We start from the raw sequence: 13,747 nt of genomic DNA, 5'->3' as shown, positions 1-13,747 counted from the left end.
CGTGCCCTCACTCTGCTTTCTTCTCTATGAGTTCGATGAGATTTCCCTCGGGGTCACTGACCCAGGCCATGCGAATTCCGGGCTCGGGAGAAAGTCCGGGTTTCATGACCTCGCCCGCTCCCTGCGCCACCAGGGCCGCATAGACGGGGTCGAGTTCGGGGGTGGTGACCGCGAAGTGCCCGTATCCCTCGGTGAGGGCCGCGGTCAGCGGGTCCGGCGCCCTGAGGCCGGACGTGGATCCGGGGCGGGCCAGCAACTCGACGCGCCAGCCGTGCGGATGGGCCAGGACGACGCCGCTCAGCCCGGGCGCGTCGAGGTGGAAGTCGAAGACGGGCCTCAGTCCGAAGGCCTTTCGGTACCAGGCGGTCAGGGCGGGCAGATCGCGTACGTTGACGCCCACGTGGTCGAGCCGGCAGTCCACGGGCCCTCAGCCCGCCATCGCGCTGTCGCCGCCGTCGACCATGAGGTTGGCGCCGTTGACGAAGGCGGCCTCGTCGGAGCAGAGAAAGGCCGCGGCGCGCGCGATGTCCTCGGGCTCGCCGATCCGCCCTGCCGGGATCCGCGCCTCCAGCCGCGCCCTCGGCCCGTCCGGGTCGTCGAGGAAGGGCGCTGTCGCGGCGGTGCGGGTCATGCCCGGGGCGATGGTGTTGACGCGGATGCGGTGCGGGGCGCCGGCCGCGCACAGGTGCTTGCTCATCGCCAGCACCCCGCCCTTGGCGGCGCCGTGCGGCACCATCGGCAGGAACGGCGCACCGCGTACGGCGGCCACCGAGGCGACGTTCAGGACGGCCCCGCCGCCGCGCGCGATCAGGTGCGGCCACGCGGCCTGGGTGCAGAAGTAGGGGATGTCCAGCTCGTTGCGGAGCGTGAAGTACCAGTCCTCGGCCGGCACCGTCTCGAACGGGCCGTTACGGAGCGCGGAGGCGTTGTTGTAGAGGATGTCGATCCCGCCGAAGACCTCGATCCCGGCCTCGATCCAGTGCCGCGCGCCTTCCTGCGTGGACAGGTCGACGGGCGCGAGCGAACACATCACTCCCCCGGCCTTCTCCACCGTTTCCACGGTTTCGGCAGCACTTTCCTCGTCGATGTCGCAGCCGAATACGGTGGCGCCTTCCGCGGCGAATACCTGAGCCGCGGCCCGACCTATTCCGGCCCCCGTTCCACTGATGAAAGCGATTTTCCCGGCGAGTCGCCCCATGATTGCCCAAGCCCCTTGTTCCGTGCCCGCCGAAGTGCGGTGGTGGCAGCGTAGGGAGGGGCTCTGGCCGGAACAAGAAATGGGGCGATCGGGCGTTCGTATGGCAGGTATGCGCCCCGACCCCGTCGGGTATCCGCCCCGACCCCGTCGGGTATGAGCCCCGGCGCCGTCGGCTGGCCGGGTCGCGCTGTGACCCGGCGGCGGCACGGGGGTGCGGAATAGTCGGGGCCCCGGCCGTGTTGACGCCGGTGAGCAGCCGACCGGTTTGGGCCCGCGGCCCCTGTGGTACCTTTCTGCTAGCACTTGTGTACGCCCCGTTGAGGGCGCCGGTGCCAGTTCCACTTCAGTTGGCCGCCCGCCCGCCGTCCTCCGGCCGGCGCACCGGCTTCCCACCACCACCTCGTGACCGGCGCGTTCCCGCCCCGCATCGAGGTGCCGTTCCCGCCGCCGAAGGCGCACGTCCGCCTCCCTCTCGCGGCTTCCCCTCCCTCCCGCATGTCCCATGCCATTCGTCCTCGAAAGGACCGATCCACATGACCACCACTCTCGAACACCCCCCTGTCAGGCAAGAACCCCAGACCCAGGTCGCCGGCGGTGTCCTCGACATCGACGCGGGCGGAAAGGGTCACCTGCGCACCGAAAGCCTCCACTCCACACCCTCCGACCTGCCGGTCCCTGCCGCGCTGATCCGCCGTCACGGCCTGCGCAAGGGCGACCTGGTGGAAGGCGTGCGCGACGGCCGGCGGGCGCTCACCGAGGTCGTACGGGTCAACGGGCGCACGCCCGACGAACTCCGCGGCCGCCCGCACTTCCGCGACCTCACCCCGCTGCATCCCCAGCGGCGCATCCGCCTGGAGCACCCGGCGGCCGGGCTCGCGGGACGCGTCACCGACCTCGTCTCACCCGTCGGAAAGGGCCAGCGCGGCCTGATCGTCGCCCCGCCCAAGACGGGCAAGACCGTGCTGCTGCAGCAGATCGCGGCCGCCGTCGCCGGCAACCATCCCGAGTGCCACCTGATGGTGGTACTGCTGGACGAACGGCCCGAGGAGGTCACCGAGATGCGGCGGTCCGTGCGCGGCGAGGTGTACGCCTCCACCTTCGACCGGGGTCCCAAGCAGCACATCGCGCTCGCCGAGCTCGTCATCGAGCGGGCGAAGCGGCTCGTCGAGGCCGGCGAGGACGTCGTGATCCTGCTCGACTCCCTGACCCGGCTGTGCCGGGCGCACAACAACGCGGCCGCGTCGAGCGGTCGTACGCTCAGCGGCGGCGTGGACGCCTCCGCGCTGCTCGGCCCGAAGCGGTTCTTCGGCGCCGCCCGGCTCGCCGAGGAGGGCGGTTCGCTCACGATCCTCGCCACCGCGCTGGTCGAGACCGGCTCGCGCGCCGACGACTACTTCTTCGAGGAGCTGAAGAGCACCGGCAACATGGAGCTTCGGCTCAGCCGCGAACTCGCCTCGCGCCGCGTCTTCCCGGCCGTCGACATCAACCCCTCCGGCACCCGCCGCGAGGAACTCCTGCTCTCCCCGGCCGAGTTGACCGCCGTACGCGGTCTGCGGCGCGCCCTGCAGACGCGGGACGGGCAGGCGAGCCTGGAGACCCTTCTGGAGCGCATGCGCGACACCCCGGACAACGCCGCCTTCCTGCGGCGCATCCAGCCCACACTGCCGGCCGGCTGACGGACCGCGGGAGTCAGTGCTCGCCGAAGAAGATGTCCCTCACCTCGCGCAACGCGTAGTAGACCAGGACGTAACCGGCCGCCGGGTCGGCCCACCACAGGCCGGCCAGGGAGTTGAGCAGAAGGCCGAGGAGGACGGCGACGGCCAGCAGCCCATCGATCAGGGTGACCCGTCCCTCGGTTCTGAGCACCGGGTTGTCCAGCGCCTCACCGGTGCGCGCCTTGCCGGCGGCGAGGGCGAACATCACGACGGCCGTCACCGCCGTCCAGCCGATACCCAACGCCGAGTGCCGGGGCCGGAATCCGGTCGCCAGTACCCAGGTGGACTGCGCCAGCAAGTACGCCGCCAGCAGTGCGAAACCGGCGCCGATCAACTTCATTGCTCTGCGCCGCCGTTCCTCGCCCGTACCGGACAACTCCCAGACGACGACGGCGGATGCGCCGATCTCGATGAGGGAGTCCAGTCCGAACCCGGCCAGCGCGACGGATCGCGCCGAGACCGCGGCGACGGCGAGCACCGCGATGCCGATCACGTTCCAGCCGAGCGTGACGTATTCGAGGGCCAGGCCTCGACGGGCCAGCGCCCGGCGGGTGGCGTCGTCAGCGCTGGTCACCACGGGATCCTCCTCCGTCATGGGGTTCGAGCGGCAGGTGCCTGCACCACCTGATCATCGCCCCTTATCCTTCGGGCTGACCTGCACATGCAGAGCACAGGTTCGACACGGGGGTACGGCACATGACATATCGGCGCGCACTCATACCGGCACTGGCCGGAGGCGCCCTGCTCACACTGCTGATGCTGTGGGCGGGAGCGAGCGTTCAGGCACTGCAACTCCAGGGCGCGGGCAACGTGTTCGACATCGAGTCCGCGAACGCGCTCAGAATCCTGCTCTCACCCTGGTCGTACTCGGAGGTGGGCGGCGGCGGCCCGTACACCGACCTCTACCGCACCGCGATGCAGATCAGGTTCGTGACACTTTTCCTGTTCTTCCTGGCCGGTGCCCTGCTCCTGCTGCGCCGGCTGCCGCCGGTGCAGGGCCGCACACCGGCCACGCTGCTCGCGCTGTGGGCCTGGGCTCCGGTGGCGGCGACGCTGGCCGTGACGGTGTCCGCGCCGTGGCTGATCGCCTCGCGGGGGCACGGCAGTTTCCGGGTGCTGCCGCAGTTGGCGGGCGTGATCGCATCGGGCGCTCCGGTCGCGGTGTTCGCGGGGCTGCTGACGGCCCCGGTCACGGTGGTCGTGGCGCGTGTCATGGACAAGGAGGCGGAACCGTTGCCCCGGCGGAGTGTGCCGCCGCTCGCGGCCCGTCTGGCGGCGAGCGCCGGGACGGCCGTGGTGGCGCTCTCCCTGGTGGTCCTCTCGTACCAGTCGGTGGCCGCCTGGATCCAGACGTCCTTCCCCGGCGAGGGGCTGCTGTCCGAGCCCGGCGACCTGCTGCGCGAGTGGCTGCTGCTGGGCGCCTGGAGCGACCCGACGACCTCGCCCCTGGGCGACTGGCTGATGTACCGGGCCGCCGACGTGCTCGTGCTCGCCGTGGTGTGGTGGGCGCTGCGGCTGCTGCCGGCCCTGCTCACCGAGACCACGGCGCCGGCCATGGCGGCGGGCGCGGTCTGCGCGACCGTGCTGGGCCTGCTGGCGAGCGAGCTGCTGCGCTGGGCGATGGACGACACCAACACCGTACGCGGGCCGGTGTCCCTGTTGACCGGGCTCGGCGGCGGCGTCCCGGCGGCCCTCACCTTCGGCGTCGTCGCGGGGATCGCGGCCGTCGTGACGCTGCGGCTGGCAGGGCACCGGAAGACCGCCGACTCCTCCGGGTGAGTGCGGCATCCGGGTGCTCCCGGCCGCGGCCCGGCCCGGCCATCGGCCCGAACGCCCGGACCGATTCCTACGTTGATGATATGACCATCGGATTCTCCTTCCGTATGCCTCGAACCGCGGTAGCGTTCCGTGTACCCGGGACCGCGGTCGCGTTCCGCATGCCCCGGGCGGCGGCCGCGACCTGCGCGGTCTGTGTGGCGGGCGTCCTGGCGCTCGCGCCCGTCGCGGCCGCCGCCGCGTCGAAGCCGGGTCCGGCCGGCGGGCCGAGGGCGGCGGTGATGCCGCGCCCTTCGTTGCTGTACCGGCACGGCACTCTCGTGCGCCCCGACCGCGGCGCTCCCGCGCTTCCCGACGTCTCCGCGCTGTCGTGGCTGGTGGCCGACGCCGACAGCGGCGAGGTGCTCGCCGCGCACGACGCGCATCGCAGGCTGCCGCCCGCCAGCACCCTCAAGACCCTGTTCGCCCTCACCGTGCTGCCGACCCTGCCGGGCGGCATCCGGCACCGGGTGCGGAAGGAGGAGCTGGCGGGCATCGGACCCGGCAGCAGCATGGTCGGGGTCGCCGAGGGACACACGTACACCGTCGCCGACCTGTGGCGCGGGGTGTTCCTCAACTCCGGCAACGACGCGGTGCACGTCCTCGCCGCCCTCAACGGCGGCTGGGCCACGACGGCCGCCCGGATGCAGGCCGAGGCGCGGGCTCTCGGCGCGCTGGACACGCAGGTGCGGTCGCCCGACGGCTACGACACACCGGGCCAGGTGTCGTCGGCGTACGACCTCGCGGTCTTCGGCAGGTCGGGGCTGCGCAACGCGGACTTCGCGCGGTACTGCGGCACCGCCGAGGCGGAGTTCCCGGACGGCGCCGGGAGGTCGTACGGCATCCGGAACACCAACCGGCTGCTGACCGGAGCGGACGGTGTGGAGCCCTACCGCGGGCTGATCGGCGTCAAGAACGGCTACACCACCAACGCGGGCAACACCCTCGTCGCCGCCGCCCGGCGGGGCGGGCGGACCCTCGTCGTCACGGTGATGAATCCTCAGGCCGGTGGCGGAGTCACCGTCTACGAGGAGGCCCGTCAGCTGCTCGACTGGGGGTTCGGAGCGGCCGGGCGGGTGGCTCCGGTGGGGTCGCTGGACGGGCTGCGGGTGCGGCCCCGCCCGGGGCCCCACGCCGCGCCCGTGGCCGCGGTGGTGGTGCCGGAGGGCGGCCCCGGATGGCCGGAGACCGGTGCCATCTCGGGGGCCGCCGCGCTGGGCGCCGGTGCCGTGGCGCTCGTGCTGCGGGGCAGAAGCCCGCGCTCGTCGGAGAGTTGACCGACGGGCAGCCGCAGCAGCAGACCGAGGGTGATCCACGCATAGGTGCTGCCGCCCAGGAATCCGTCGATGCCGGAGGCGTCGTCGAACCACAGCCACACCACGCTGGTGCACATCACCGCGTACAGGGCACCGGCGGTCCGCGGATGCCCGGCGCGGACCAGCACGGCGAGCGCAGGCAGCACCCACACCAGGTGGTGCACCCAGGTGATCGGGCTGACCAGACACGCGGTCAGGCCCGTGAGGGCGAAGGCGCCCGGCCAGTCGCCCGCGGCGACGGCCCGCCGGGTCCGCCGGGCCCACACGGCGAGCACCACGAGGACGGCACACGCCCACACGGCGTGGTCCGTCACTCCGAGGCGGGCCAGGACGCCCTGCAGCGACTGGTTGGAGACGTAGTCCAGGCGGCCGACCCGGCCGGTGTCCCACAGCGCCCGTGTCCAGTAGAAGCGGGAGGCGCCCGGGGCCACCCACGCGGCGAACGCGGTCGCCGCGCACGCGACGACCGCGGCCGTGGCGGCCGCCCGCCGACGGCCGGCGAGCAGCAGCAGGCCGATGAAGACGGCGGGGGTGAGTTTGACCGCCGCCGCGAGGCCGATGCCGACGCCGGCCCAGCGGTCGTGTCCGGTGCGCAGCAGCCGGGCGTCGATCAGCACCAGGGCCAGCAGCAGGAGGTTGACCTGGCCGAAGCTGAACGTGTCGCGCAGGGGCTCGAACAGGGCGAGCAGACAGGCGCCCAGCGCGCAGCCGAACCAGCCCAGGCGCCGCCAGGCTCCGTCCGTCAGCAGGTGCACGATCAGTGCCAGGGCCGCCAGGTTCAGCAGCAGGGCGAGGACGATCGCCGTGCGCAGCCCGACGAGTGCCATGGGCAGCATGGCGACCGCGGCGAACGGCGGGTACGTGAAGCCGTACGTCGTCCCCGGCACCCGGTAGTCGTAGAGCCGGCCGCCGTGGTGGACCCAGGTGTCGACGGCGCCGTAGTAGACGCGTAGGTCGAACCAGTCCCGCAGCAGCGGCACGGTCGCGGTGAAGGCCGTGACGGCGGTGGCGACTGCCAGGACCAGCAGGATCCGCCCGCGGTCGGTGCCGGGGGGCGTCACGCGGTGCGTCCCAGGGCCGGGGCCCTCGCCGCCAGGTGGACCTGCCACAGCACGACCACGGCCAGCAGACCGCCGGAGACGGCCAGCACCAGTTCGTCGGTGCCCGCGGGCGCCCCGCTGGGCAGGGCGAGGAACGCCACCGCCCCCGTGACCAGCGCCAGACGACGCCCTGTCGATGTGCTGGGCGCAGCCGCGGCGATCAGGAACAGCCCCCACAGGGCGTACCACGGGCGGATCGCCGGGCCGAGGACGACCACGGCGGCCAGGCTGAGGCCGAGCGCGTACACGGGGGTCAGTCGTCCCCGTCGCTTCCATATGACGAGGATCGCGACTCCGGTGGCGACGAGGCCGACGGTCTGCCAGGCGGGGACGGCGAGCGGGGCCAGATCGCTGCCGGCCTTCGTGAGCAGCGTGGCGGTGGCGCGACCGAGCAGGCTGGTCAGCGCCCAGTTGTGCGGGGAGACGGGCGTTCTGAGCGCTGCTATCCAGCCGTAGCCGGTACCGGTCAGGGCGGTGGTGGCGACGGTCGTCGCGACGGCGGCCGCGGCGGTCGTGAGCACGGCGCGTGCCGGCCCGTGGCCCGCGCGGACACCGAGCGCGACGACCGCCACGAGACCGAGCACCGCGGGTGCCTTGACCAGGGCGGCCAGGGTGACGAGCACGGCTCCCAGCACCGGCCACCGGCCGAGCGCGGCCACCAGCCCCGTGCCGAGCAGCCCGAGCATGATCGCGTCGTTGTGCGCACCGGCCACCAGGTGCAGCAGGACCAGCGGGTTCAGGGCGCCGAGCCAGAGCGCCTGGGCGGGGTCGGTGCCGCTGTGGCGGGCGAGGCGGGGCAGCGCCGCCGCCATCAGAGCCACGCCGAGCAGCGCCACCAGTCGCATCCCGAGCAGCCCGGCCGGCAGTTCGCCCCGGGTCAGGCCCGTCAGGGCGGAGGCCACGCCCAGGAAGACCGGGCCGTACGGGGTCGCCGTGTGCCGCCACAGCGCGGGGACCTCGTCGGCGAGCGGGCCGCCGAGGTGGGCGGGACCGTATGTGTACACGTCCATGTGGGCGTCGACCATGGCGCCCTGGGCGAGGTAGCTGTAGACGTCCCGGCTGAACAGCGGCGGGGCGAGCAGCAGGGGCGCCGCCCAGACGGCGAGGACCAGCAGCAGGGCCCGTGTCGTGGGAGGCTCGGCGCCGCGCACGAGCCTGCCGAGCAGCAGCCAGGCGGCGATCAGCAGAACGACACCGAAGTACACGCAGACCAGCCCCAGCGCCACGCGCACGTTGGCGGGGTCCAGCAGCTCCTCGACGGGCAGGGCGCCGGCCGTCTCGCCACCGAGCGCGAGGAAGGCGGTACCGGCCAGCCCCAGCACCTGGCAGCGGCGGAGATCGACGGGAAAAGCCATGGCCAACACTCGGAAAGCGTGTCAACGCCGGATGGCCGGAGATTGACGCGCCGCCCTCGCGTCGGGGACCTGGATGTGACCGGCGTGTGATCCCGGGGCCGCGGCGATGAGTTCCGCGGGGTCGAGGGGTCCTACCGGCATACGACACACCAGCGAACGGACGTGATGACGATGCCGGACAGCTCCGCCCGTGCCGAGGTCGACGGTCTCCACATGTACTACGAACTGCACGGCTCGGGCGACGGCGAACGACGCCCCCTGGTGCTGCTGCACGGCGGGGTGCACACCGTCGAACTGTCATTCGCGGCCGTGCTGCCCGCGCTGGCCGACGGCCGGCTGATCGTCGCGCCCGAGCTGCAGGGGCACGGCCGCACCGCCGACACGGCGCGCGAGATGACGGTGGCGAACCTCGCCTCGGACGTCCTGGCGCTCCTCGACGAACTCGGCATCGAGCAGGCCGACTTCCTCGGTTTCAGCCTCGGCGGGCTCACCGCGCTGGAGATCGCGGTACGCCACCCCGAACGCGTCGGACGCCTGGTGCTCGCCGCCACCCACTACCGCCAGGACGGCTACCACGACGACGTCCGCACATCGGACTTCGCCTCCCCGCGCCTGCCGAGTCAGGCCGACTTCCAGGAGATGGCCGAGGCGTACGCCGCCGTCGCCCCGCACCCCGAGCACTTCCAGGACTTCCTCGCCAAGGTCACGGGCGCGGCCCACGCGGCACTGCCCTGGACCGCCGACGACCTGCGCGCGCTGACCGCGCCCACCCTCCTGGTCATCGGCGACAACGACTTCGTACGGGTGGAGCACGCGGCGCAGATGCAGGCGCTGATCCCCGGGGCACGGCTGGCCGTCCTGCCCGCCACCACGCATGTGACCCTGATGCGGCGGACCTCGGTGCTGGTGCCGCTGCTGACCGAGTTCCTGGACTGAGCGCGATCCTGCTTCAGAACACCGACAGGCCCGTCAGGGTGGTGAAGCGGTCCAGGGCCGCCACCCCCGCCACCGAGTTGCCGCGCTCGTCGAGCCCGGGGCTCCACACGCACAGCGTGCAGCGCCCCGGCACGACCGCGATGATGCCGCCGCCCACGCCGCTCTTGCCGGGCAGGCCGACCCGGTAGGCGAACTCCCCGGCCGCGTCGTACGTCCCGCAGGTCAGCATCACGGCGTTGACCTGCTTGGCCTGGCTGCGGGTGAGCAGCCGGGTGCCGTCGGCGCGTATGCCGTGGCGGGCCAGGAAGGTGGTGGCCAGGGCGAGGTCGGCGCAGGAGGCCGTGACGGAGCACTGGCGGAAGTACTGGTCGAGCAGGACCGGGACGGGGTTGTCGATGTTGCCGTAGGACGCCATGAAATGGGCCAGGGCGGCGTTCCGGTCGCCGCGCCCCGCCTCGGACGCGGCGACGTCCTTGTCGAAGTCGAGCGCCGGATTGCCGCTCTCGGCGCGCAGGAAGGCCAGCAGCTCGCCGGCCGCGTCGCCGGTACGGGTGTGCAGGCGGTCGGTGACGACCAGCGCGCCGGCATTGATGAAGGGATTGCGCGGGATGCCGTTCTCGTACTCCAGCTGGACCAGGGAGTTGAACGGGTTGCCGGACGGTTCCCGGCCCACGTGCTCCCACAGCTCGTCGCCCTCGCGGGCCAGGTCGAGGGCGAGGGTGAAGACCTTGGTGATGGACTGCGTGGAGAACGGCTCCCGCCAGTCCCCCACGCCGTGCACCGTGCCGTCCAGCTCCGCCACCGCCATGCCGAAGCGGCGCGGGTCGCGGGCGGCGAGCGCCGGGATGTAGTCGGCGGGCCGGCCGCGGCCGGGGGTGCGTTCGATCTCCGCCAGGATGCGGTCGAGAACCGGTTGGAACAGCGCGGGCATGATCTTCATCATGCCGTAGGCGCGGCGCTGACCGCACGGCGGACCGGCGGTGACCCGGTGCGGCCCCTTTCCCGCCCCGGCAGGAGGCCAATCAGGCATGACTCGGACCGATCCCCGCGCGCTGCCCCGGCGCCGGGCGCGCGGCAGGTCAGGGTGAAGGGCGCGGGCCGCGCCGATCACGGTCCGAAGCTGTCCATCGAGCAGAGGAGGAGCGACGTTGCGCCGGCACAACGAAGGCACCGAAGCCACCGGCTCGCCGGAACGAGCCGACGGGAGCAGACCCGGAGCGATCGGCCCGCGGCGCAGACGCGCCGCGGCGGGACTGTGCGCGACAGCGCTGCTGTTGGCCGGATGCGCCATGCCCCGCCCGCACGTCCCCCTGCAGGCGAATGCCCAGGGCGGCCGGACGTTCTACGTCAGTCCGCAGGGCGACGACGGTGACGACGGCCGCACGCCGCAGACCGCGTGGCGGACCCTGCGGCACGCGGACGCCCTGCGCTTCAAGCCGGGCGACCGGTTGCGGCTGAAGGGCGGGGCGCGCTTCACCGGCACCCTGAGCATCGGACCGGGAGACGCCGGCGACGTGCGCAGGCCCGTCGTGATCGAGTCCTACGGATCGGGCCGTGCGACGATCGCCGCCGTCGGCACACGCGGTATCGAGGTGCACGACACGAGCGGCGTGAGCATCCGCGACCTGGTCATCGTCGGCGACCGGGCGTCCTACCGGCTCCAGGACGGCATCGCCTTCGTCAGCGATCTGCCCGGCGACCGGAAACTGCCGTATGTCCGCGTCTCCGGCGTCGAGGTGTCGGGCTTCCGCAACGGTGTCCGGCTGCACGGCGGTGCCGCGGGGTCCGGTTTCCGGGACGTGCGGATCACCGACTCCGTCCTGCACGACAACCAGGACGCGGGCCTGGTGACGGACGGCCCCGCCTTCGACGCGCAGCGGCCCGCCTACGCTCACGACAGGGTGACGGTCTCGAAGGTGACCGCGTACGCCAACGTCGGCGACCCCGGGGCGAGGGACCGGAACACCGGCAGCGGCATCGTGCTCGGCAGTGTCAGCCACGGCCTGGTGGAACAGTCGGTGGCGCACGGCAACGGAGCGGCCTCCGCCGCGGACGCCAAGGAGGGTCCCGAGGGCATCTGGACCTACAACTCGACACGGATGACGTTCCAGCGAAACGTCTCCTACGACAATCACACCGGCTCGCGCGTGGACGGCGGCGGATTCGGCCTGGACAACAACGTGTCCGACTCCCTGATGCAGTACAACCTGGCCTACGGCAACGACGGCGCGGGCTTCCTCGCGTACACCGCCGTCCTGAACGACGCGCACAAGAACAACACGATCCGGTTCAACGTCAGCCACAGCAACGCCCGCAAGATCCAGGAGTACGGCGGCATCGTGGCGTTCGGAGCGCGGCTCACCAACCTGGCGATCTACCAGAACACCGTGCTGGCCACGGCGAACGGCCCGGTCAGGGCGCCCGCGCTGCGGCTCGAACCCAGCCTCGGCTCCGTCACCGTGCGCAACAACGTACTCGCCACCGACGGCCCGCCCGTGGTCTCCGCCCTGGGCGCCTTCGACACCGCCGCCGTGCTGATGCAGGGCAACGACTACCACGGCGCCGGGGCCCTGAACCTGCTGTGGGGGGACCGCTGGTATTCCGACCTGGCCACCTGGCGCGGGGAGACGGGACAGGAGCAACTGGGCCCGCAGGCCACCGGCACCGACGCCGATCCCTGCCTGACCCAGGTGCCCCTGCCGACGGCCGGCCCCCGGGTCGGCAGCGCCGGTCCGGCACGCGGCGCACTGGCGTCCCGGTGCGCCGACGCGCTGAAGGGCGCCGCCGTGGACCTGCGGGCGATCGGAGTCGACCCGGGGCCGGTGGACTACTTCGGGGCGCCGCTCAGCGGGTCGCCCGGTGTGGGGGCGGCGGCGCACGCCGGTCCCAGCGCCTGAGGAATCGTCACCCGCAGGGTGTCCACGACCGTCGGCTGGGGAACGTGGGCGGGACGGCCCAGGGCGCGCACGTACCAGCCGCCTGCCCGCCAGGCCGTGGGATCCAGGGCGTTGCGCGCGTCCAGCACGCGCGGGGACCGGACGACCTGGGCCAACGCCCGCGGGTCGAGGGCGCGGTAATGGGGCCACTCCGTCAGGTGCAGCACCAGGTCCGCGTCCTGGCAGGTCTCCACGACGTCGTCGCAGTAGGCCGGGCCGGGCAGCGCCGCGCGCGCGTTGTCGAGGCCTTCGGGGTCGTGGACACGGACGTCGGCGCCCTGGTCCACCAGCGCCGCGGTGACGGCCAGCGCCGGTGAGTCGCGCACGTCGTCGCTGTCGGGCTTGAACGTGGCGCCCAGCACGGCGATGCGCTGGCCGTCGAGAGTGCCGCCCACGAGCTGCCGGGCGAGGTCGACCGTCCGGCGGCGCTGCCGTTCGTTGATCCGGTCGACCTGGTGCAGGAAGGAGACCGCCTCCCCCACCTTCAGCTCCTCGGCCCGGGCCAGGAAGGCGCGGATGTCCTTGGGCAGGCAGCCACCGCCGAACCCGAGGCCGGCGGAGAGGAACCGCCGCCCGATGCGCGCGTCGTGACCGAGGGCGTCCGCCAGCGTGACCACGTCGGCGCCCGACGCGTCGCAGACCTCCGCCATGGCGTTGATGAACGAGATCTTGGTTGCCAGGAAGGAGTTGGCGGCGGTCTTCACCAGTTCGGCGGTGGCGGGATCGGTGCTGATGCAGGCGATCCCGGCCCGGAGCATGGGTGCGTACACCTGGCGCAGCACCTGGTCGGCGCGCGGGGAGGTGACACCCAGGACCAGCCGGTCGGGGCGCAGCGTGTCCTGGACGGCGAACCCCTCCCGGAGGAACTCCGGGTTCCAGGCGACCTCGGCCTCGATCCCGGGTGGGACCTGTGCGGCCACTCTGCGGGCGAGGGCTCTCGTGGTGCCCACCGGTACGGTCGACTTGCCGACAAGGAGACTGTCGCGGGTGAGCAGCGGTGCCAGGCCGTCGACGACGGCCTCGACATGGCTCAGGTCGGCGGCGAGACCGTCGGCCCGCTGCGGGGTGCCGACGCACACGAAGTGCAGATCCGCGAAGTCGGCCGCCTCCTGCAGCGAGGTGGTGAACCGCAGCCGCCCGGCCCGGGTGTTGCGGACGAGGATCTCCGGCAGACCGGGCTCGAAGAAGGGCGCCCGGCCCGCGGCGAGCGCTTCGATCTTCCGTGTGTCCGTGTCGACACCGAGGACGTCGTGTCCGATGTCCGCCATGCACGCGGCGTGCACGGCTCCGAGGTATCCCGTTCCGATGACGGTCAACCGCATGAGCGTTCTCCTGTCGTGAGGCCGTGGTCGTCGTGGCCGTGGTCGTCGACGTCG

At 72.7% G+C, this 13,747-nt stretch carries 11 protein-coding genes and 1 pseudogene; 5 read left to right on the top strand and 7 right to left on the bottom strand.

The window, feature by feature from the left end; genetic code table 11:
* Nucleotides 1-7: 7 nt before the first annotated feature.
* Both ACIGDI_RS07555 and ACIGDI_RS07550 read right to left on the bottom strand, forming a co-directional pair.
* Entirely contained in the window at nucleotides 8-400 is a 393-nt protein-coding gene (locus ACIGDI_RS07555; protein ID WP_399891932.1) for a VOC family protein, read from the bottom strand.
* A gap of 27 nt (nucleotides 401-427) precedes the next feature.
* Entirely contained in the window at nucleotides 428-1,198 is a 771-nt protein-coding gene (locus ACIGDI_RS07550; RefSeq protein WP_399891929.1) for an SDR family NAD(P)-dependent oxidoreductase, read from the bottom strand.
* A 533-nt stretch (nucleotides 1,199-1,731) separates the two neighbouring features.
* Between ACIGDI_RS07550 and rho the strand changes: the two genes are divergently transcribed.
* Entirely contained in the window at nucleotides 1,732-2,874 is a 1,143-nt protein-coding gene (gene rho, locus ACIGDI_RS07545) for a transcription termination factor Rho (RefSeq protein WP_399891926.1), read from the top strand.
* Nucleotides 2,875-2,887: 13 nt separating this feature from the next.
* Here the strand turns inward: rho and ACIGDI_RS07540 are convergent, their stop codons facing one another.
* Complete coding sequence (locus ACIGDI_RS07540) at nucleotides 2,888-3,490, bottom strand: cation transporter (RefSeq protein ID WP_399891923.1); 603 nt, start codon at nucleotides 3,488-3,490, stop codon at nucleotides 2,888-2,890.
* Nucleotides 3,491-3,609: 119 nt separating this feature from the next.
* Between ACIGDI_RS07540 and ACIGDI_RS07535 the strand changes: the two genes are divergently transcribed.
* On the top strand, nucleotides 3,610-4,692 hold the full coding sequence (locus ACIGDI_RS07535; RefSeq protein WP_399891920.1) for a hypothetical protein: 1,083 nt from the start codon (nucleotides 3,610-3,612) through the stop codon (nucleotides 4,690-4,692).
* Nucleotides 4,693-4,772: 80 nt separating this feature from the next.
* Nucleotides 4,773-5,717 (top strand): annotated as a pseudogene (locus ACIGDI_RS07530) (D-alanyl-D-alanine carboxypeptidase family protein); the annotation flags it as partial.
* Nucleotides 5,718-5,767: 50 nt separating this feature from the next.
* Here the strand turns inward: ACIGDI_RS07530 and ACIGDI_RS07525 are convergent.
* Both ACIGDI_RS07525 and mptB read right to left on the bottom strand, forming a co-directional pair.
* Nucleotides 5,768-7,105 (bottom strand): glycosyltransferase 87 family protein, encoded by a 1,338-nt coding sequence (locus ACIGDI_RS07525; RefSeq protein ID WP_399891917.1) that lies wholly within the window; start codon nucleotides 7,103-7,105, stop codon nucleotides 5,768-5,770.
* Complete coding sequence (gene mptB, locus ACIGDI_RS07520) at nucleotides 7,102-8,499, bottom strand: polyprenol phosphomannose-dependent alpha 1,6 mannosyltransferase MptB (protein ID WP_399891914.1); 1,398 nt, start codon at nucleotides 8,497-8,499, stop codon at nucleotides 7,102-7,104. The genes ACIGDI_RS07525 and mptB overlap by 4 nt, the downstream gene beginning before the upstream one ends.
* Before the next feature lie 171 nt (nucleotides 8,500-8,670).
* Here mptB and ACIGDI_RS07515 point away from each other — a divergent pair, with 171 nt between their 5' ends.
* Nucleotides 8,671-9,435, top strand: a complete 765-nt coding sequence (locus ACIGDI_RS07515) for an alpha/beta fold hydrolase (RefSeq protein WP_399891911.1) — start codon at nucleotides 8,671-8,673, stop codon at nucleotides 9,433-9,435.
* A gap of 13 nt (nucleotides 9,436-9,448) precedes the next feature.
* On the opposite strand, the gene ACIGDI_RS07510 is transcribed toward ACIGDI_RS07515, so the two are convergent.
* Nucleotides 9,449-10,378, bottom strand: coding sequence for a glutaminase (locus ACIGDI_RS07510; RefSeq protein ID WP_200697760.1), 930 nt, complete (start codon nucleotides 10,376-10,378; stop codon nucleotides 9,449-9,451).
* A gap of 205 nt (nucleotides 10,379-10,583) precedes the next feature.
* Between ACIGDI_RS07510 and ACIGDI_RS07505 the strand changes: the two genes are divergently transcribed.
* Nucleotides 10,584-12,332 carry a right-handed parallel beta-helix repeat-containing protein gene (locus ACIGDI_RS07505; protein WP_399891908.1) on the top strand — a complete coding sequence of 583 codons (1,749 nt, stop codon included), beginning with the start codon at nucleotides 10,584-10,586 and terminating at the stop codon, nucleotides 12,330-12,332.
* Here ACIGDI_RS07505 and ACIGDI_RS07500 read toward each other — a convergent pair.
* Nucleotides 12,263-13,693 carry a UDP-glucose dehydrogenase family protein gene (locus ACIGDI_RS07500; protein ID WP_399891905.1) on the bottom strand — a complete coding sequence of 477 codons (1,431 nt, stop codon included), beginning with the start codon at nucleotides 13,691-13,693 and terminating at the stop codon, nucleotides 12,263-12,265. The two genes, ACIGDI_RS07505 and ACIGDI_RS07500, sit on opposite strands and share 70 nt — an antisense overlap.
* Between the last annotated feature and the right edge of the window lie 54 nt (nucleotides 13,694-13,747).

The organism is Streptomyces sp. NPDC085900, from assembly GCF_044540925.1.
Classification (GTDB): Bacteria; Actinomycetota; Actinomycetes; order Streptomycetales; family Streptomycetaceae; genus Streptomyces; species Streptomyces gilvifuscus.
The sequence above is the reverse complement of the archived record's forward strand: the minus strand, read 5'-3'. Positions and strand labels throughout refer to the sequence as shown.

Coding starts and splice junctions, on each gene's coding strand:
- ACIGDI_RS07500 (WP_399891905.1), bottom strand. CDS start 13,693: ATGCGGTTGACCGTCATCGGAACGGGATACCTCGGAGCCGTGCACGCC.
- ACIGDI_RS07510 (WP_200697760.1), bottom strand. CDS start 10,378: ATGATGAAGATCATGCCCGCGCTGTTCCAACCGGTTCTCGACCGCATC.
- ACIGDI_RS07535 (WP_399891920.1), top strand. CDS start 3,610: ATGACATATCGGCGCGCACTCATACCGGCACTGGCCGGAGGCGCCCTG.
- ACIGDI_RS07550 (WP_399891929.1), bottom strand. CDS start 1,198: ATGGGGCGACTCGCCGGGAAAATCGCTTTCATCAGTGGAACGGGGGCC.
- rho (WP_399891926.1), top strand. CDS start 1,732: ATGACCACCACTCTCGAACACCCCCCTGTCAGGCAAGAACCCCAGACC.
- ACIGDI_RS07515 (WP_399891911.1), top strand. CDS start 8,671: ATGCCGGACAGCTCCGCCCGTGCCGAGGTCGACGGTCTCCACATGTAC.
- mptB (WP_399891914.1), bottom strand. CDS start 8,499: ATGGCTTTTCCCGTCGATCTCCGCCGCTGCCAGGTGCTGGGGCTGGCC.